The 19,809-nt window shown below is 67.5% G+C and carries 9 protein-coding genes, 2 tRNA genes and 1 pseudogene; 10 read left to right on the top strand and 2 right to left on the bottom strand.

All coding sequences use genetic code 11. The features are described 5' to 3' along the window. Window positions 1–22: 22 nt before the first annotated feature. Window positions 23–1,954, top strand: coding sequence for a DNA primase (dnaG, locus tag CBI38_RS11760; protein WP_109329036.1), 1,932 nt, complete (start codon window positions 23–25; stop codon window positions 1,952–1,954). Window positions 1,955–1,967: 13 nt separating this feature from the next. Here the strand turns inward: dnaG and CBI38_RS11765 are convergent, their stop codons facing one another. Further along, window positions 1,968–2,216, bottom strand: coding sequence for a hypothetical protein (locus CBI38_RS11765; RefSeq protein WP_109335012.1), 249 nt, complete (start codon window positions 2,214–2,216; stop codon window positions 1,968–1,970). A 137-nt stretch (window positions 2,217–2,353) separates the two neighbouring features. Here CBI38_RS11765 and CBI38_RS11770 point away from each other — a divergent pair. Continuing rightward, window positions 2,354–2,426, top strand: a tRNA-Asn gene (locus tag CBI38_RS11770). A 126-nt stretch (window positions 2,427–2,552) separates the two neighbouring features. Further along, window positions 2,553–3,740, top strand: a complete 1,188-nt coding sequence (locus CBI38_RS11775) for an AI-2E family transporter (protein ID WP_109329038.1) — start codon at window positions 2,553–2,555, stop codon at window positions 3,738–3,740. Here CBI38_RS11775 and CBI38_RS38985 read toward each other — a convergent pair. After that, entirely contained in the window at window positions 3,681–4,001 is a 321-nt protein-coding gene (locus tag CBI38_RS38985) for a DUF6480 family protein (protein WP_418328322.1), read from the bottom strand. The genes CBI38_RS11775 and CBI38_RS38985 overlap by 60 nt on opposite strands. 152 nt (window positions 4,002–4,153) lie before the next feature. Between CBI38_RS38985 and CBI38_RS11785 the strand changes: the two genes are divergently transcribed. The 7 genes and pseudogenes from CBI38_RS11785 to CBI38_RS11815 all read left to right on the top strand — a co-directional run bounded on the left by CBI38_RS11785 (window position 4,154) and on the right by CBI38_RS11815 (window position 19,618). Further along, a tRNA-Ile gene (locus tag CBI38_RS11785) sits at window positions 4,154–4,227 on the top strand. A 148-nt stretch (window positions 4,228–4,375) separates the two neighbouring features. Next, window positions 4,376–14,993, top strand: a pseudogene (locus CBI38_RS11790) (SDR family NAD(P)-dependent oxidoreductase). 42 nt (window positions 14,994–15,035) lie between these two features. After that, window positions 15,036–16,331 carry a wax ester/triacylglycerol synthase domain-containing protein gene (locus CBI38_RS11795; protein ID WP_109329040.1) on the top strand — a complete coding sequence of 432 codons (1,296 nt, stop codon included), beginning with the start codon at window positions 15,036–15,038 and terminating at the stop codon, window positions 16,329–16,331. Between the two features lie 30 nt (window positions 16,332–16,361). Beyond that, window positions 16,362–16,880 carry a DinB family protein gene (locus tag CBI38_RS11800; protein WP_109335014.1) on the top strand — a complete coding sequence of 173 codons (519 nt, stop codon included), beginning with the start codon at window positions 16,362–16,364 and terminating at the stop codon, window positions 16,878–16,880. 111 nt (window positions 16,881–16,991) lie between these two features. Further along, on the top strand, window positions 16,992–18,119 hold the full coding sequence (locus CBI38_RS11805; RefSeq protein WP_109329042.1) for an NDMA-dependent alcohol dehydrogenase: 1,128 nt from the start codon (window positions 16,992–16,994) through the stop codon (window positions 18,117–18,119). Between the two features lie 45 nt (window positions 18,120–18,164). Continuing rightward, a complete protein-coding gene (locus CBI38_RS11810) occupies window positions 18,165–18,983 on the top strand; it encodes a serine hydrolase domain-containing protein (RefSeq protein WP_109329044.1) in 819 nt (272 codons plus the stop codon). A gap of 125 nt (window positions 18,984–19,108) precedes the next feature. Next, window positions 19,109–19,618, top strand: coding sequence for a DUF3145 domain-containing protein (locus tag CBI38_RS11815; RefSeq protein WP_109329046.1), 510 nt, complete (start codon window positions 19,109–19,111; stop codon window positions 19,616–19,618). Window positions 19,619–19,809: the final 191 nt, after the last annotated feature.

The raw sequence follows: 19,809 nt of genomic DNA on the forward strand, positions 1-19,809 counted from the left end.
CGGAGCGCCTAGACTGTGTGCCGTGGCTGGCAGAATCCCTGATCGAGACGTTGCGGCCATTCGCGAGCGCACCCGCATCGAGGACATCGTGGGGGAGTACGTGTCCCTCAAGCGTGCCGGCGGTGACTCGATGAAGGGCCTGTGTCCGTTCCACGACGAGAAGTCGCCGTCGTTCCATGTTCGGCCCAATCATGGGCACTATCACTGCTTCGGCTGTGGTGAGGGCGGCGACGTCTACTCGTTCCTGCAGAAGATCGACCACATCAGTTTCGTCGAGGCTGTCGAGCAGCTGGCCGATCGGCTGAACTACTCGATTTCGTACGAGGGTGGCGGCACGTCCGTCCAACGCGACCGCGGCACTCGTGCGCGGCTGGTGGCGGCCAATGCGGCAGCCCAGGAATTTTATGCCGCGCGTCTGCAGGAACCGGACGCGCAGGCGGCCCGCGACTACCTGACGGAGCGCAACTTCGACGCGCACGCCGCGCAGCAGTTCGGTTGCGGTTACGCGCCCGACGGCTGGGACGTGCTCACGAAGCATCTGCTGGGCAAGGGTTTCGAGGTCAAGGAACTCGAGGCGGCGGGGCTGTCGAAGGCCGGCCGCCGCGGCCACATCGACCGCTTCCATCGGCGCCTGCTCTGGCCGATCCGCAACCTGTCGGGCGACGTCATCGGCTTCGGTGCGCGCAAACTCTTCGACGACGACACGATGCCGGGGAAGTATGTGAACACCCCGGAAACCATGCTGTACAAGAAGTCTCAGGTGCTCTTCGGCCTGGATCTCGCCAAGCGCGACATCGCCAAAGGGCATCAGGCGGTCGTGGTCGAGGGCTACACCGATGTGATGGCGATGCACCTCGCCGGGGTGAAGACGGCCGTTGCCGCCTGCGGAACCGCGTTCGGTGAGGACCACCTCGCCATGCTGCGTCGTCTTTTGATGGACGACAGCTATTTTCGCGGCGAGATCATCTACACGTTCGACGGCGACGCAGCCGGGCAGGCCGCGGCGATGAAGGCTTTCGAGGGCGATCAGAAGATGGCCGGGCAAACCTTCGTGGCCGTCGCCCCCGATGGTATGGACCCGTGCGAACTGCGGCAGAAGTCCGGTGACGCGGCTGTCCGCGATCTGGTGGCGCGCCGGACACCGATGTTCGAATTCGTGGTCAAGTCGATCCTCACCGAGCACGACCTCGAGACCGCAGAGGGACGTGTGGAGGCGCTGCGCCGCACGGTGCCGGTGGTTGCTCAAATCAAGGAAGCGACGCTGCGTGACAGTTACGCCGTCCAGCTGTCCGGTTGGGTGGGCTGGGACGATATCGCCGCCGTTCGTCAGCGGGTGCGCGACGAGGCGCGCAAGCGGGCGTCGACGCGGGGTTCGGTGCCTGCTCCGCCGCGCCGCAAAGCGGGCAGGGACGACAGCGATGCGCCGCAGCTTCCGGTGGGCCTGTCCCGTCCCCGGCCCAACGACCCCACGCTGTGGGCGCAGCGGGAGGCGCTGAAGAGCGCGCTGCAGCACCCGTCGATCGCCGGCACGGTGTTCGACTCACTGCCCGTCGAGACCTTCACGCACCCGGCGTACGTGATGATCCGCGAAGCGATGATCGCCGCCGGCGGAACGAGTGCAGGCCTCGGCGGAGGCGAGTGGGTCGACGCCGTCAGCCGGGGAGTGGGAGACATCACGGCGGCATCGCTCGTCTCCGAGCTCGCCGTCGAGCCGCTCCCCGCCGAAGAAGATCGAGTGCCCCGATACATTTCGGGCGTACTCGCACGCCTGCAAGAGGTGTGGGTCGGTGAACAGGTGGCCGAGCTGAAGTCCAAGCTCCAGCGCATCTCCCCGGCCACCGAATCGGACGAATTCCACTCGCTGCTCGGCGACCTCGTCGCGTTGGAGCAGTACCGCCGCAGTCTCCTCGATCAGGCGATCGGCGACACCACCAGGGACGGGATGGCCGGCTGAACGCCTGCGGCGCTCACCGGTTCTTCAACTGCTCGTGGGGAACGAACACCGTGGTGTCCTCGTCGATCGGCTTCATCGGCTCGAGTTTGGGCTGCGTGTTCAGGGAATCGGACAGCTTCTGCCGCGACACCTGCAACACCTTCTTGGTGGCCGGACTGGTGGCCACAGCCCTCGTTGCCCGGCTGATCTGTTCGTAGCGTGCACGTCCCGCCCGCGTACCCAGCACGTACCCCGCCGCGATACCGATCAACAACCGCATCATTCCCGCTTCCTCCCGGTGCACATCGACCGTCCCCATCCTGCCTGATACGTCGACAGGCAGCCGATTTGGTACTGGGGTAGGGCTATGCGCTACAGTTTCTCAGGCGTCGCCGGGAACGGCGAAGCACAGCAGAATAATCCCCTGTAGCTCAATTGGCAGAGCTTCCGACTGTTAATCGGACGGTTGCTGGTTCGAGTCCAGCCGGGGGAGCAACGAAACCCCCGCCCGGATCTTTCCGGGCGGGGGTTTCTGCTGTCCCGGGCCAATCCCGATCGGTGTGCGTGCCAGGCGGGTACATTCCCGCTGTATCGGCAGCAAACGACCGCGGGGTGTGCGATGAGCGAGGACGGCGGCCAGGCGGAGCGGACCCGGTCAGCCGGAGGCATTGGTCCGCGCGACGCCCCACGCTGGCTACGACCGGCCGTCTTCTACGTGCTCCTCGCGGTGGCCGCCTACCAGATGTCGGGCTGGCTGTTCCACAACCTGCGAGGCTTCCTGGGACTGCTGTTCCTCGCGTGGTTGTTCAGCATCACCATCGAGCCGGTCGTCGATTGGATGGCCTCTCGGGGTGTTCGCCGGGGCGCCGCCACCGGACTGGTTCTGTTCGCACTGTTCGTCGCGGCAATCGCCTTCCTGGCCCTGTTCGGGACGCTGCTCGCCCAGCAGCTGGCCCAGCTGCTGAAGGCACTGCCCGGCGCGCTGTCCTCGGTCACCGAATGGTCCAATCGCGTTCTCGACACCGATTTCGCGACGGGCGACGACTTGATTCATCTCACCCCCGACACCATTCGCGACCTTGCGCAGCGTTTCACCCCAGGGGTTCTGGGCGTCGTGTCCTCGCTACTCGGCGTCGTGTTCCAGATGCTGACGCTGCTGTTGTTCGTGTTCTACATGTCGGCGCAGGGCCCGACCCTCCGCCGGACGATCTCGAGCTGGTTCCCGGCGCGGCAACAGCGCGTCATCTCCACCGTCTGGGAAATTTCGGTCGAGAAGACCGGGGGATACATGGTGTCGCGGCTGATCCTCGCCGCGGTGAGTGCCGTCGCCACCGGAATCTTCCTCGTGATCATCGGCGTCCCCTATTGGCTGCCGCTCGCGCTGTGGACCGGGGTCGTCTCGCAGTTCGTCCCCACCCTGGGCACATATCTCGCCATTGCCCTGCCGGCGGTCATCGCGGCGGCGGCCCAGCCGATCGACGGCGTGTGGGTAGTGGTGTTCGGAACGGTCTATCAGCAAGTCGAGAACTACATCCTTCACCCGCGAATCACCTCGCGGACGGTGTCGATCCACCCTGCGGTCGCGTTCGGATCGGTCATCGTCGGCGCGTCGCTGTTCGGCGCGGTCGGGGCACTGATCTCCGTTCCCGTGGTAGCGGCGATCCAAGCGCTGGTCGGAACCTACGGTCGACGTTACGAACTCGTCGCCGACGAGAGACCGATCGACCCAGGGCAGTCGACAGTTACCTCAGTCGAACAGCGCGAACACGCGCGCGACGAAAAAGGCCGCGATCCCCAGGATGAGTAGGCCGACCAGCACGAAAGTGAGCACCGGCAGACTGCGTCCCGGCATCGGTTGAGGATGAGACAAGCCAGAGGTCTGCCCCGCGTCGGGTGGTGTATCCCCAGCGGGAACGCCACCGCCCTCCTCGAGTGCGGGTGCATCATCCGGGTCCGGTCCTGGATTCTGAGTGCTCACCTTGCTCCCTTCACGAACCGCGATCACGAAGCGACGACGGCTGACAGCAGAGGTACCCGCGACCGCGTCATCCCACACACCCAGCGCCACGACCGGCAGCCGAAGCGGGGCGTCTCGAAAGCCCAAGGCGACAAGGACGCGAGGCCGCGGAGCCCCGAGATTCGCGCCGCATCCCGCGTGCCACCTTACGGCCGCGGCACGGTAACATCGGCTCGCCGCAGTCCGAACATGCCGCGGCGATGGGGGCGGTAGCTCAGTCGGTTAGAGCCGTGGACTCATAATCCATTGGTCGCGGGTTCGAGCCCCGCCCGCCCCACCCCGTTTACTTGGCGCGAGTTTGTGACCGGTCCCCGGATTTCCCTGCCACAGCGATGAGCCGATCGCCTGCGTCCGAGCCGTGGTCGCGGATAGAATCGGGTTTCTGCGCTGGACCGGGGGGGCTCTCGGATTGGAGCTGATCTCGGATGGCCGATCAGGCGAAACTCCTCGACTATTTGAAGCGGGTCACCGCAGAGCTCTATCAGGCGCGGGCGAAGTTGCGCGAGGCCGAGGGGGGTCAGTCGCGAACCGATCGCCGTCATCGGAATGGGCTGCCGGTTCCCTGGCGGGGTGCGGTCACCGCAGGATTTGTGGCGCCTGGTGGAATCGGGTTCCGATACCGTCACCGAGTTCCCCGAGGACCGCGGCTGGGAGCTGGCGGATCTCTACGATCCGAAAGCCGAGCAGGCCGGCAAGACGTACACGGTGCAGGGCAGCTTTCTCGACGATCCCGCGGGCTTCGACCCGGAGGTCTTCGGCATCTCGCCCCGCGAAGCGCTGGCCATGGACCCGCAGCAGCGACTTCTTCTCGAAACCAGCTGGGAAACGTTCGAACATGCCGGCATCGATCCGCGGTCCATGCACGGTCGCCAGGTCGGCGTCTTCACCGGGTTGTCGGGAATCGACTACGCAGCGCGGGCGGGCGGCATGCCGCCCGAGGACCTCGAGGGGTACTTCATCACCGGCAACGCCATGAGCGTTGCCTCCGGCCGGGTGGCGTACAGCTTCGGCCTCAGCGGACCGGCGATCACGGTCGACACCGCCTGCTCGTCGTCGCTGGTTTCCATCCACCTCGCCATGCAAGCGCTGCGCAGCGGTGAGTGCGAGCTGGCTCTGGCGGGCGGCGCGACCGTGATGTCGACCCCCGCGGTGTTCGTCGAGTTCAGTCGCCAGCGCGGACTGGCCCGCGACGGGCGGTGCAAGGCGTTCTCCGCCGCGGCAGACGGCACGGCGTGGGGTGAAGGCGCGGGGATAGTGGCGCTGGAACGTCTTTCCGATGCAGAGCGCAATGGTCGCCGGATCCTGGCCGTCATCCGCGGCAGTGCGGTGAACCAGGATGGCGCGAGCAACGGCCTGACCGCTCCGAATCGGCAGGCCCAGGAGCGGGTGATAGGGCAGGCACTGTCCAACGCGGGGCTGGGACCGGCCGAGGTCGACGCGGTCGAGGCGCACGGAACCGGCACGAAGCTGGGCGATCCGATCGAGGCATCGGCCCTGCTGGCCGGCTACGGCCGGAATCGTCCCGTCGACCAGCCGCTGTGGCTGGGCTCGGTGAAGTCCAATCTCGGACACACCCAGGCCGCCGCCGGCGTTGCCGGCGTGATCAAGATGATCATGGCGATGCAGCACGGGGTTCTCCCGCAGACGCTGCACGTCGACCGGCCGACCCCGCACGTCGACTGGTCAGCCGGTGCGGTGTCGCTGCTCACCGAGCAACGGAAGTGGCCCGAGGTCGATCGGCCCCGCCGGGCAGCGGTGTCGTCGTTCGGCATCAGCGGCACCAACGCCCATGTCGTTCTCGAGCAGCCCCCGACGTTCGAGCCGGTGACCACCGGATCGCCTTCTCCGGCAGACGAAGTCGTGGCGTGGTGCGTGTCCGGGCACACCGAACCCGTGTTGCGCACCCAGGCCGCGAAGTTGCGCGACTACGCCGCAGACCATCCCGAACTGACGCCTGCCGCGGTAGCCGGCGCACTGCTCGGCTCACGTGCCACCTTCGACTACCGGGCCGCGGTGATCGGGGCGGAGCCGCGGGTGCTGCTGGCCGGCCTCGACGCGCTCAGCCGAGGCGTGCCCAGCCCTCACGTGGTCAGTGGCGTGGCCTTGGAAGCCGGGGACCGGCCGGTGTTCGTCTTTCCTGGGCAGGGCTCGCAGTGGGTGGGGATGGCCACGGAGCTACTGGATTCTTCGCCAATCTTCGCCGCCAGTGTGCAGGAGTGTGCCGACGCGCTTGCCCCCTTCACGGACTTCTCGCTGCTCGAGGTACTGCGGGATCGAGACCCGGCCTCACTGGACCGGGTCGATATCGTGCAGCCGGCGCTGTTCGCGATGATGGTCGGTCTCGCGCAGTTGTGGCGTGCACACGGCGTCGACCCGGCGGCGGTTGTCGGTCACTCGCAGGGCGAGATCGCGGCCGCCTACGTCGCCGGCGCACTGAGCCTGTCCGACGCGGCGTTGGTCGTCGCGGCGCGCAGCAAGGTGATCGCCGCATCGGCCCGGCGTGGCGGTGGGATGGCCTCGCTGGCATTGCCGCACGACATCGTGCGGGAGAAGATCCAATCCTGGTCCGGTGCCATCGAGGTTGCGGCGATCAACGGTCCGTCGGCGACGGTGGTCTCGGGTCCCGTCGATGCCCTCGACATCCTCGTCGAGCAGGTGCAGGGCGACGGCGTCCAAGCGAGGCGGATCGCGGTGGAATACGCCTCCCATTGCGCCGACGTTTCGGTGCTGCGCCAACCGATTCTCGACGCCCTGGCCTCGATCGAGCCGCACCGGTCACAGATTCCGTTCTACTCGTCGGTGTCAGGTGGTGCGTTGGACGGCAGCGCGCTCGACGCGGACTACTGGTACCGGAATCTGCGCCGCACGGTTCGATTCGAACAGGCGACGAGAGCCCTTGTGGCAGAGGGATATCGATTCTTCGTGGAGTCGTGTGGCCACCCTGTCCTGACCGTGCCGTTGCAGGAAACGCTCGAGGCGGCGGGCGTCGCCGGACGAGCCATCGGCACCCTGAGACGCGACAATGCAGGCCTACGCCAGTTCACCGCCGCACTCGCCGAAGCCCAGGTACACGGAGTGCACGTCGAGTGGGACCGGGTGCGGTGGGCTCACCGCGACGATCGGCAGCAGTGGGTCGACCTGCCCACGTACGCATTTCACCACCGCCGCTACTGGCTGGAAAGTTCGGTGCCGCAAGGCGACGTCGCATCGGCGGGCATGGAGACCGGGGGACACCCGATGCTCGGTGCGTCGGTCGAACTCGGCGACGGTCGTGGCGCTGTGTTCACGGGAGTGCTGTCGCCGCACCGTGTTCCGTGGCTGAGTGATCACGCGGTGAACGGCACGGTCATCCTGCCGGGCACGGCTTTCGTAGAGCTCGCCCTGCACGCAGGAAGCCGCGTCGCGTGCGGACGGCTCGAAGAACTCACCATCGAGGCGCCCTTGATGATCCCCGGCGACGGTGAGGTGGCCGTGCAGGTGAGCGTGCTCGCCGACGGCGAGGCCGGCCATTCGACGGTGTCGGTGCATTCTCGACCCGCGGATGCGTCGGGGGATGCTCCGTGGACCCGGCATGCCACCGGCGTGCTCACCGCAGATGTGGACAGCGCCGACTCCCCCGAAGAGTGGCCGCCGGCCGATGTCACACCGATCGACGTCAGAGGGCTGTACGAGGTGCTCGACGACGCCGGCTACGGGTACGGCCCGATGTTCCGGGGGTTGCGCGCAGCGTGGCGCCGCGGTGACGAGCTGTTCGGCGAGGTGCGGCTGGGCGGAGAGGACCCGGCTGCGGCGGTGGCGGGATACGGAATTCATCCGGCCGTGCTCGACGCCGCGCTGCACGTTATCGCGTTCGGAGTCGCAGACACCGGCGCACGCGACGTCCGGCTGCCGTTCGCCTGGGGGACAGTGCAACTGCACGCGGTAGGCGCAACCGCCTTGCGCGTGCACATCACCACCATCGGGCCCGAGCGATATCGGGTATCGGCGTACGACTCCGCCGGCAAGTCGGTGCTGACCGCGGACTCGTTGGCGCTCCGGCCGCTGGGAGAAACCGGGGTGTCACCCGCCGGGGCCGGCGAAAGCCTCTACCGCGTGGAGTGGATGCCCGTCGGTGCATCCGCTGCGGCCCCGGTCGAGCTGCTGCCCCTCGCGGAGGTGCTTTCCGGAGCCGATCCCGACGGCCGCGTGCTGTGGCTGGCCGGCGAACCGGGTGATCAGTCGGACGTGCCGACGCGGGCGCACGCCGTCGCCGAGTCGACGCTCCGGGCGGTCCAGTCCTGGCTCCGGGACGAGCGCCTCGCCGAGACCCACCTACTGGTCACGACCCGGCTCGCGGTAGCCGTCCGCGACGACGATCCGATCGACAACATCTCTGCCGCGCCCGCGTGGGGACTGATCGGGGCGGTGCAACACGAGCATCCGGACCGCATCACCCTGGTCGACCTGGACATGCAGCCCGGCGACCTGTCCGATCCCACGCTGTTGTCCATGGCGCTGGGATGCAACGAACCTCAGCTGGCCATCCGCGAAGGGGTTCTACTGGCACCCATGCTCGCCGCCGCAGCGCCCGCCGCCGCGGCGCCCGACGCGGGACCGGCGCCCTTCGGTCCGGCCGGCACGGTCGTGATCACAGGTGGGACCGGGACTATCGGCAGACTGATCGCGCGCCACCTCGTGGCGCGGTACGGGGTCCGCCGGCTGGTGCTCACGGGCCGGAACGTACTCGATGCCGAGAGTGCGGCCCGACTGCGAGAGGAGGTTGCCGAGCCGGGTGTCGAGATCCGTGCGGTCGCCTGCGACGTGGCCGACCGTGCAGCTGTGGCGGACATGCTCGCCGACATTCCCGACCTGTCGGGCGTCATCCACGCTGCCGGTGTGCTCGAGGATGCCACCGCCGCTGCCGTGACCCCGCAGCAATTGCACGCCGTTCTGCGTCCCAAGGTGGACGGAGCCTGGCATCTGCACGAACTCACCCGCGACCGTGAGTTGTCGGCATTCGTGCTGTTTTCCTCTGCGGCGGGTGTGCTCGGTGGCGCCGGCCAAGCGAATTATGCAGCGGCGAATGTTTTTCTCGACGCACTCGCCCAGCACCGCCGCCTCCGCGGACTGCCGGCGATCTCCATGGCCTGGGGATTGTGGGACCGCCCGAGCGGGATGACGTCCCATCTCAATGCGGCCGACCTCGACCGGTTGCAGCGCACGGGCATCGACACCCTCAGCCCGGAGTCGGGGCTTGCGCTGTTCGACGCGGCGCTTGCCGTCAATCGTCCGTTGATCGTGCCGATACGGCTGTCGGCGCGTTCCTCGAAGTCCGACGGTGAGTCGGTGCCGCCCATCCTGCGCCGTGTGCTGGGTATCCGTCACCGCCGCGCTGCCGCCGCCGACGCGCCGACCGGCCTGGCCGACGAGTTGCGCGCACTCGGTCCCGCGGAGCGGCACGGCCGGGTGCTGGACATCGTCACCACCCACGTTGCGGCCGTACTCGGGCACGAGGGGAAGGAGGCGATCGACCCGGAACGGGCGTTCAAGCAACTCGGTTTCGACTCGCTGACCGCCGTGCAACTGCGGAATCAACTGACGACTGCCACCGGCGTGCGGCTCGCGGCGACAGTCGTTTTCGACCATCCCACTGCTGACGCGCTGACTCAGGAGTTGGTCGCGCGACTTCTCGGCAGTTCTGCTGCTCCGCAACCGACCCAGAAAGCGCGAACCCGCAGAGACGACGACCCGATTGTCATTGTCGGAATGGCGTGTAGATATCCGGGGAAGGTGTACGGCCCGGACGACTTGTGGCGGCTCGTCCGCGACGGCCACGACGCGGTGGGGGCGTATCCCGACAATCGAGGCTGGAATCTCGACGAGGTGTACGACCCGGACCCGGACCGCAGCGGCACAACGTACATGAGTGAAGGAGGGTTCCTGTACGACGGAGACGAATTCGACGCCGCATTCTTCGGAATCAGTCCGCGCGAAGCCGTCGCGATGGACCCCCAGCACCGCCTGCTGCTCGAGTGTGCCTGGGAAGCGTTGGAAGCGGCGGGGATACGGCCCGATTCCCCCGACCTCACCGACACCGGCGTGTACGTGGGGATGATGGGCGGTGACTACGGGTTCCACCTGATGAGCCAACGCAATGTAGATGCCGAGGGCTATCTGATGACCGGGACCAGCAACAGCGTGGCCTCCGGTCGGATCTCGTACTCTCTCGGATTCACCGGTCCCGCAGTCACCGTCGACACGGCCTGCTCGTCGTCGCTGGTGGCCATGCATCTCGCGGCGCGGGCGCTGCGCGACGGCGAATGTACTCTCGCGCTGGCCGGTGGAGCGACGCTGATGGCTACGCCCGGTGTTCTCATCGAGTTCAGCCGCCAGCGCGGGCTCGCCGCGGACGGGCGGTGTAAACCGTTTTCGGACAGGGCCGATGGCACAGGGCTCAGTGAAGGCTCGGGGATGGTGGTGCTCGAGCGGCTCAGCGACGCAGAACGCAACGGTCACCAGGTATTGGCGATCGTCCGCGGATCGGCGGTCAACCAGGACGGTGCCTCCAATGGATTGACCGCACCGAACGGGCCGTCGCAGGAGCGGGTGATCCGCCAAGCGCTGGCCAATGCCGGGGTCGGCCCCGCCGACGTCGACGCCGTGGAAGCACACGGCACCGGCACGACGCTCGGTGACCCGATCGAAGCGCAGGCACTGCTGGCTGCGTACGGGCAGGAGCGGGACGGACGGCCGCTGTGGCTCGGGTCGGTCAAGTCGAACATCGGCCATTCTCAGGCGGCGGCGGGTGTGGCCGGGGTGATCAAGATGGTGATGGCAATGCGGCACGGGGTGCTGCCCCCGAGTTTGCACGGTGATGCCCCGACGCGGCACGTCGATTGGACGGCGGGTGAGGTCTCTCTCCTGGGCGAATCGGTTGCCTGGCCGGAGACGGGACACCCCCGCCGGGTCGGGGTTTCGTCGTTCGGCATCAGCGGCACCAATGCACACATGATCCTGGAGCAGCCGGCCGGCTCGGCCACGCCGAAGGTCTCGCCCCCGTCGGCATCGCCGTTGGTCTGGGTGATATCCGGAAAGACAGGGGAGGCACTACGCGCGCAGGCCGCACGGTTGACCGCCTTCCTCGATCGCGATGACGCGGAACTCCCGGATCCCGCCGACCTCGCCTACTCGCTGGCCACCACTCGATCCGGTTTCTCCCACCGCGCCGCCGTGGTCGGGGAAACGCTGACCGATCTGCGCGACGGCTTGGCTCGCATCGCCCTGGGCCGACCTGGCGGCAACGTCCTCAGCGGGACGAGTTCTCGCGGCAAGACGGCGTTCATGTTCACTGGCCAGGGTGCGCAACGGATCGGGATGGGCCGCGGTCTCTACGGCGCCTACCCGGTGTTCGCCAGGGCTCTCGACGAAGTCTGCTCCGCCCTTGATGAGCATGTGGAAAGCGCTGTCCGGCAGGTGATGTGGGACGAATCTGACGGTGGCGCCGCAAAGCTCGACAGCACCGAATACACCCAACCGGCGCTGTTCGCGGTGGAGGTCGCGCTCTCCCGGTTGCTGCGGGACTGGGGCATCACCCCTGACTACCTGATCGGTCACTCGATCGGCGAGATCACCGCAGCACACGTCGCGGGAGTGTTCAGCCTGCCCGATGCCGCCGCCCTGGTGGGTGAGCGCGGACGGTTGATGCAGTCCACCCGTCCGGGCCGGATGATCGCGGTACGGGCACGCGCGGACGACGTCGTGGCCCAGCTCGACGGCCGGGTCGATCTCGCGGCCGTGAACGGTTCCGAGTCGGTGGTGCTCGCGGGCAGCGAGCACGACATCGACGCCGCCGCAACCGAGCTGTCCGCCGCGGGCATGAAGACGACGAGCTTGCGGGTGGAGCGAGCCTTCCATTCGACCCTGATGGAACCCATCCTCGACCAGTTCGTCTCGGTCGTGTCGAGGCTGACCGCGCAGCCACCGAAAATTCCGGTCGTCTCCAACGTGACCGGGCGGATCGCCTCCGCCGAGGAGCTCACGTCACCGAGATACTGGGCGCAGCACATCCGCCAACCTGTGCTGTTCGCCGACGGCATTGTGGCCCTGGACGATCTGGGCGTCACCCGACTCGTCGAAGTAGGTCCCGGCGCAGCCTTGGCCGCGAACGCCGCGGAGGTCGTCCCGACTGCATTCGCCGCACTGCCCGGACGCGGCGACGAGGCGCACGAAATCATGGAAGTTGTCGCGGCGGCCTATGTGTCGGGTGTCTCGGTCGACTGGGAGCGGGTGATGCCGGGTCGTAGCCGGGTACCTCTGCCCACCTACGCATTTCAGCGCCGCTCCTTCTGGCCGTCCGCGGCCGCGCGTAACGCCGGCGATCCGACGGAGCTGGGGCTGAGTCCGGCGGATCATCCACTGCTCGGCGCGGCGGTGACACTCGACGACGATGAGACGTTGTTCACCGGACAGCTTTCGCTGCACCGGGATTCATGGCTCGTGCCGCCGCCGGCCGATGACGGTAGCCCATCGACGGCCGACGATTCGCACACGGTAATGCCCGCAGTGCTGGTCGAGCTCACGTTGCACGTAGCCCACCACGTCGGTCTGGACCATATCGACGAACTCACGCTGCACCACCCACTGACCCTTCCGGAGTCGGGGCTGGCCTCACTTCGCGTGCTGGTGTCGCCGAACAACGACACCGGCGGCCGCACCGTCACCATTTCGTCGAACGTGGGTGAGGCCGGCAGCGCAGACACCTGGGTTCGGAACGCGTCGGCGACCATCGACGACGTCGTCAGCTCCGAATCCGAAGTACGGCAGCACTTTTCCGCGGACGACGATGGCGAAGTTCGCCTCGGTGAAGGCGTCGACACCAGCGGCTTCGGCATCCATCCGGAGCTGCTGCAGGCAGCGCTCGAGCCCCTCCTCGAAGGGGACGGCTGGCCACTCACATGGTCGGGAATCCGTCTGCACACCGTCGGTGCGGAGGCAGTATCGGTACGTTTCTCGACGACCGAGGACGGGCGATACCGCATCGTCACTGCGGACCCCGAGGGTTCGCCTGTGTTGACCATCGATGCGCTGAAGGTGGTGCCGCGAGCGGTCGGCGGGGAAGGAGCGGGCCGCTCGGCAGGCCTGCCGCTGCACCGGCTTACATGGATTCCGGTCGAGGGCGGAGCGTCCGAGCCGGCCCTCGGCCCGGCGGTCATCCTCGGCGCAGAGGGATTGGGCGGCGACGGGATCGGTTCCACCTTGCCGAATTATCCCGATATGGCGGCATTGCGGGCCGCACGGGAGTCGCTGCCCGACGGAGACGACCGACGTCCGTGGACGGTGCTCGTCGGGTGTGGCACCGAGGGCGGAGGCGGTCCGGAAGCGACCCATGCGCTGTGTGCTCGGGTGCTGCGTCTGCTGCAGTCGTGGCTCGACGACGACGAGGTTGCCGACATCTCGCTCGTGATCGTGACCCGTGATGCGATGGTCACCGAGGACGGTCGGGACCGAGGCGATCACCTCGAGGCTGCGGCAGTGTGGGGTCTTGTCGGCTCCGCGCAGAACGAGAACCCGGGCCGGATCGTCCTGATCGACCTCGACGATGCATCGGACGCCGAATCCGCCGTTGCCGCGGCGGTGGCGAGCGGAGAACCTCAGCTGGCAGCTCGGAACAACACCTTGCTCGCGCCTCGGCTGCGGCGTCTTCGCGCCGTCGACGAATCCGGCTCGGCCGTCGATCCCCGCTCGCCCTTCGATTCTCGCGGTACCGTTCTCCTCACCGGCGGCACCGGCACCGTGGGAGCACTGGTCGCTCGCCACCTGGTAGCCGAGCATGGGGTCCGGCACCTGTTGGTGACCAGTCGGCGCGGGCCCGACGCCGAGGGTTCCGACCAACTGCGGAGCGAACTGAGCGGCCAGGGGGCCGAGGTGAGCATCGTGGCGTGCGATACCTCCGACGAATCGGCAGTCGCCCACTTGCTGTCCCGAATACCGGAGGAGCACCCACTGACGGCTGTGATCCACGCGGCCGGAGTGATCGACGATGCCACCTTGTCCTCGCTGACCCCCGAGCGACTCGACGCCGTGCTGCGGCCCAAGGTCGACGCGGCCTGGAATCTGCATCGGCTGACCGCCACGTGCGATCTGCGCGCGTTCGTCATGTTCTCTTCGCTCGCCGGAGTCCTCGGGGCGCCTGGGCAAGCGAACTATGCTGCCGCGAACATGTTCCTCGACGCGCTCGCCCGTCACCGCAGCGCCTTCGGGCGGCCCGCGCTGTCGATCGCCTGGGGCATGTGGGCACCGCCGAGTGCCATGACCGACAATCTCGGTGCGATCGATCTCGCTCGTGCCCGTCGCAGCGGGATGGTTCCGATGACCGCTGCCGAAGGCCTGGCTCTCTTCGACAGTGCGTTGACCGCCGGTGTGCCGACCGTGGCGGCCGCTCGGTTCGACCTGTCCGGTTCGGCCGCTCCGTACGTTCCCGCCCCACTGCGTGGTCTGATACGGGAGGTGCGTCCACGCGCCGCAGGTGCGGACTCGGCGGCGACCGGATCCAGCGGGTCCGGGACCTCGGATTGGGCTCACCGCCTTGCTGATCGGTCGACGCCCGAGCAGCGGCACCTGATGCTCGATCTGGTTCGGGGTGGGGCTGCAGCCGTCCTCGGCTATGACTCTCCCGACGCGGTAGACGCCGACCAGGCGTTCAAGGAACTCGGTTTCGACTCGCTGGCCGCCGTTGCGCTCCGCAACTACCTCGGCGCCGCCACCGGCCTGCGGTTGCCGCCGACGATGGTGTTCGATCACCCCAGTCCGCGTGCCGTCGCCGAATTCCTGCGCGGAGAACTCGTTCCGGATCCGGTGTCGGTCGCCCTGTCCGACGTCGACCGACTTCGCGCCGCCATCGCCGAGCTCGGCACCGACACCGAGGCGCGGTCGGCCGTCGCGAAGCGGCTGGAAAATCTGCTGGCAGAGGTGGCGGCGCCCGAGGAGGCGCACGCCGACACGGTCGACAAGATTCACGCCGCCACCAGTGAGGAGATCCTCGATTTGATCGACCGCGGTTTGTGAACCGCCGGACTACAGACTGCGCGCGAGGGTAGGTTCGGACGAGTGGCCAGCGAGGATCCCGATCGGCTCTCCGCCGATGACGCGCGCATCCTGGCGCTCGAATCGGCGGAAATCACCGGTCATACGCTGAAGTTGATCGTCCTCGAGCCGGATACCGGACCGCTCGACCTCGACGCCCTGAGATCCTCGGTAGCGGCGCGACTTCCCGGTCGACCCCGGGCGAGGCAGCGGGTCGACACGTCGGGACCGGAGCCGCGCTGGGTCGACGCTGACGACTTCGAGATCAGCGACCATGTCCGGCGTCTGGCAGAGCCCGCCTGCGTCTCGCGGGCAGATTTGTGGCGGGCCGTCAGCAAGCTGATGTCCGAGCGACTCGACCATGACCGACCGTTGTGGACAATCGACGTGATCGGCCCGCTCGGCGACGGCCGCGAAGCGATCGCGGTCCGGATTCACCATGCGATGGCCGACGGGATCACGGCGGTCCGCTTCCTCGATGCCGTGCTCTGGGATCCGCACCCGTATCCGGACTCCGGCCAGGTGGCGGGACCGGGCATTCGCTCGGCCCCTGCGAAGCGGTCGTGGTTCGCCGAGGCCCGGCGGATGCCCGGAGCGGTCTGGCGGGAACTCGTCTCGCGCGGGTCGCGCTCTCCTTTCGACCACCCGATCGGTGTCTCCCGGGAGGTGGCCTTCACGGTCGCCCCGCTGGCAGAGCTGAAGTCGATCGGGAAGTCGCGTCCCGACCACACAACGGTCAACGACGTTCTCCTCGCGATCGTCGCCGGTGGGGTGCGCCGATGGCTCGGCGAAAGCGCGGCGGGGCTTCCGCGACTTCGTGCCCAGGTTCCGGTCAGCCTCCATCACCGAACGGAGAGCGCGGGGGAGTTCGGGAATCGGGACTCGTTCCTCAACATCGATCTACCGCTCGGGGAGACCGACCCGCTCGAACGGCTCGACCGGATTGCCCGAGAGACGAGGGAGCGCAAACTCCTCGGTGATGCCGAAGAACTCTACGACCTGTTCCATGCCCTCGGGCGCACGAAGCACCTCGGCAGCGCTGTGGAACGGCTCGCCGGGGGCGCGCGAGAATTCAGCCTGTCGATCTCGAACGTTCCCGGCCCGGCCGTACCCGTGGGGGTGGCCGGTCGCCGGGTCGAGCATCTCTTCTCCTCTTCGGAGCCGGCCGCGCACCACGCCCTCCGTATCGCCGCGATCTCGTGCGCCGGGAGCATGGGGATCGGGCTTTGCACCGACCCGGCGACGCTGCCCGATGTCGCTCGGCTCGCGGCCGCGATCGACGACTCGTACGCGGAACTGCGCAGGGCGGCGATCGGGTGAGGGTGATCGCCGAACCCTACGATGGCGGACATGGCGATCACTCCCGACACCAAGAACTGGACCTGGGTGCTCGAACGAGCTTGTCCCGACTGCGGGTTCGACTCCGCGGAGGTCCGGTACACCGACATTCCCGATCTCGTGCGCGCGAACGCCGCGGCGTGGGTGCCGGTTCTGGAGCGGCAAGATGTGGCTGTGCGCCCGGACGAGGGGACGTGGTCGGCGCTCGAGTACGCCGCCCACGTGCGTGACGTGTTCCGCATCTTCGACGTGCGACTGCAGTCGATGCTGGACGAGACGGATCCGGTGTTCCCCAACTGGGATCAGGACGAAACGGCAGTGGCGGAGCGGTACAACGAGCAGGACCCGGTGGTGGTGGGGAGGGAGCTGGCTGCGGCGGCGGCCTCCGTGGCGGATGGCTTCGACGCCGTCGAAGCCGAGCGACGCGACCGGACCGGGCGGCGTAGTGACGGCGCGTCGTTCACAGTGGAGTCGCTGGCTAAGTACTTCGTCCACGATCCGATCCACCACCTCCACGACGTGACCCGGTAACAGTTTCGGATTCTGGGGCCCCGATTCGGTAGAACGTGTTCCAATTCTGGCTGATTGTGTCTATCGTCACATCAGCAGATGCGCAGACATGAATGAAGGGTTGGAAGTCACATGAAGACCAAGGGTGCGATCCTGTGGGGCCTGAACGAGCCGTGGTCGGTCGAGGAGATCGAAATCGGCGATCCGGTTGCGGGTGAGGTGCAGATTCGCATGGAAGCCGCCGGCATGTGCCACTCCGACCACCACATCGTCACCGGCTCGATGCCCATGGCATCCTTCCCGGTGATGGGCGGCCACGAAGGGTCCGGCGTCATCACCAAGCTCGGGCCGGAGGTGAAGGACCTCGAAGTCGGCGACCATGTGGTGCTCTCGTTCGTGCCTGCCTGCGGACGCTGTCCGGCGTGCTCGGCGGGACACCAGAATCTCTGTGACCTCGGGATGGGGCTCCTGAGCGGGTTGGCAATCAGTGACGGCACCTTCCGCATCCACGCGCGCGGCGAGAACGTCATTCCGATGTGTCTCCTCGGCACGTTCTCGCCCTACATGGTCGTGCACGAGACCTCGGTCGTGAAGATCGACAAGGATATTCCCTTCGACGTCGCCGCCCTCGTCGGCTGCGGAGTTCCCACCGGGTGGGGGTCGGCCACGCGGATGGCGGAGGTGAAGCCGGGTGAATCCGTCGTCATCATGGGTGTCGGCGGCGTCGGCATGAGCGCCCTGCAGGGTGCGGTGGCGTCCGGAGCGCGCCAGATCTTCGCCATCGATCCCGTTCCGTGGAAGCGGGAGCAGGCACTGAAGTTCGGGGCCACCCACGCGTTCGAGAGCGCCGCGGCCGCCATCGAGCCGATCATCGCCCTCACGAACGGGTTGATGGCGCAGAAGACGATCATCACGGTCGGGGAGATGCGCGGCGAATACGTCGAGGAAGCCCTGCTGCTCACCAGTAAGTTCGGCACCTGTGTCGTCACGGCCATGGGCGCGATGACCGACATGGACGTCAAGTTGAACCTGTTCCTCTTCTCGATGCTGCAGAAGGACCTGAAGGGCACCATCTTCGGCGGCGGAAACGCCCGGGTCGAGATCCCGAACCTGCTGGCCATGTACAAGTCGGGGCAGTTGAACCTCGACGACATGATCACCCGCACCTACACCCTCGAAGGGGTCAACGACGGGTATCAGGACATGCTCGACGGCAAAAACATTCGCGGCGTCATCCGGTACACCGAAGCCGACTGGTGACGGCTCGCCGCAGCAGACCACGGGGTGCTCTCGTAGGCTGACCGGGTGCAGAGTCTGGATCAGATTGCCCGATGGCCCGTGGACAACGCTGCGGCGGTCGTCCTGTCGCGAGACGAAGGGGTGATCGGCGAGTACGGCGACCAGCAGCGCGTCTTCCCGCTCGCCTCGGTCACCAAATTGCTCTGCGCGTACGCAGTCCTGGTGGCCACCGAGGAGGGGGCCGTCGAACTCGACCAGCCCGCAGGCCCTGAGGGTTCGACGGTGCGTCACCTCCTGGCGCACGCGTCGGGCCTCGCCTTCGACGACAATCGGGCGCAGACCACGCCGGGGCGTAAGCGGATCTACTCGAGCGCAGGCTACGAGGTGCTCGCCGACTTCGTCATCGCCGAGACGTCGATCGACTTCGCCGACTATCTGGCCGAATCCGTCTTCGCGCCGCTGAAGATGGGGGCGTCCGCACTCGTCGGTCCCGCCGGCCACGGCGCGGAGTCGTCGGCCGGCGACCTCGGACGCTTCGCCGCCGAGTTGCTCCGGCCGGCGCTGTTGTCGCAGGAGACGTTCGACGCGGCCACGTCCGTGCAATTCCCGGGCCTGGACGGCATTCTGCCCGGCTACGGGTCTCAGCGCCCCAACGACTGGGGGCTGGGATTCGAGCTCCGTTCCCACAAGAGCCCGCACTGGACGGGCCTGAGTAACTCGCCGCGCACCTTCGGGCACTTCGGCCAGTCGGGCACGTTCCTGTGGACCGATCCCGCGGAGGGGCTGGCATGTGTGGTGCTGACGGATCGCCCTTTCGGTGACTGGGCCAAGCCCCTCTGGACCGAGGTGAGCGACGCGGTGCTGGAGGAGGGCCGGCGATCATGACACACCGAATGTGCGAATCACTGGCGCAACACGGGCAACACAAGGCACACTGGTCCACCGAGCGTGCTGCACGCATCGACTGAGGCCGTTGGGGAAGACGTCCCTCGTCGAAGCAGGAGGCTGGAGTGCGCGCATTGGATCAGTTCGCGGACGCGACGGCTGGAGTTGTCTACATCCACTCGTCGCCCGCCGCGTTGTGCCCCCATATCGAGTGGGCGTTGACCGCAACCCTCGACTGCCCACCCAATCTCAAGTGGACCTCGCAGCCGGCTTCCAAAGGGGTTCTGCGCGCCACCACTAGTTGGGTCGGCCCCGTCGGCACCGCCTCCAGACTGGTCAATGCGCTTCGCGCCTGGCCGATGCTGCGATTCGAGGTGACCGAGGATGCCAGCGAAGGCGTGGACGGCGAGCGATACAGCCACGTCCCCGGCATGGGTCTCTGGCACGGTTCCACCAGCGCGAACGGCGACGTCGTCGTGGGGGAGATGCGACTCCGGGCCCTGATGGAGGCCGGTGGCGATATCGCCGCCGAACTCGACTACGCGTTGGGCACCGCGTGGGACGAGGAACTCGAGCCCTACCGCAGCGGAGGGGAAGGCGCAGAGGTCACCTGGCTGCGCAGGGAAGTCGGCTGACCGCTCCTCGCTCGCGTCGCCGTCGTCTCGCTGGACGTGTTCGCCGCACCGCACCCGAAGAACCGGGATGCGTGGTTTGTTGTGTCCCAGTACACCGACAGACCCGGATGTCCGCTGACGATCCGCTAATCGAAGCAGTCGCGCTGTGGATCCCGACGAGAACGCGAGAGCCAGTACTGACGCGACGTCGA

Origin of the sequence: Rhodococcus oxybenzonivorans (assembly GCF_003130705.1) — a bacterium.
Taxonomy (GTDB): Bacteria; Actinomycetota; Actinomycetes; order Mycobacteriales; family Mycobacteriaceae; genus Rhodococcus_F; species Rhodococcus_F oxybenzonivorans.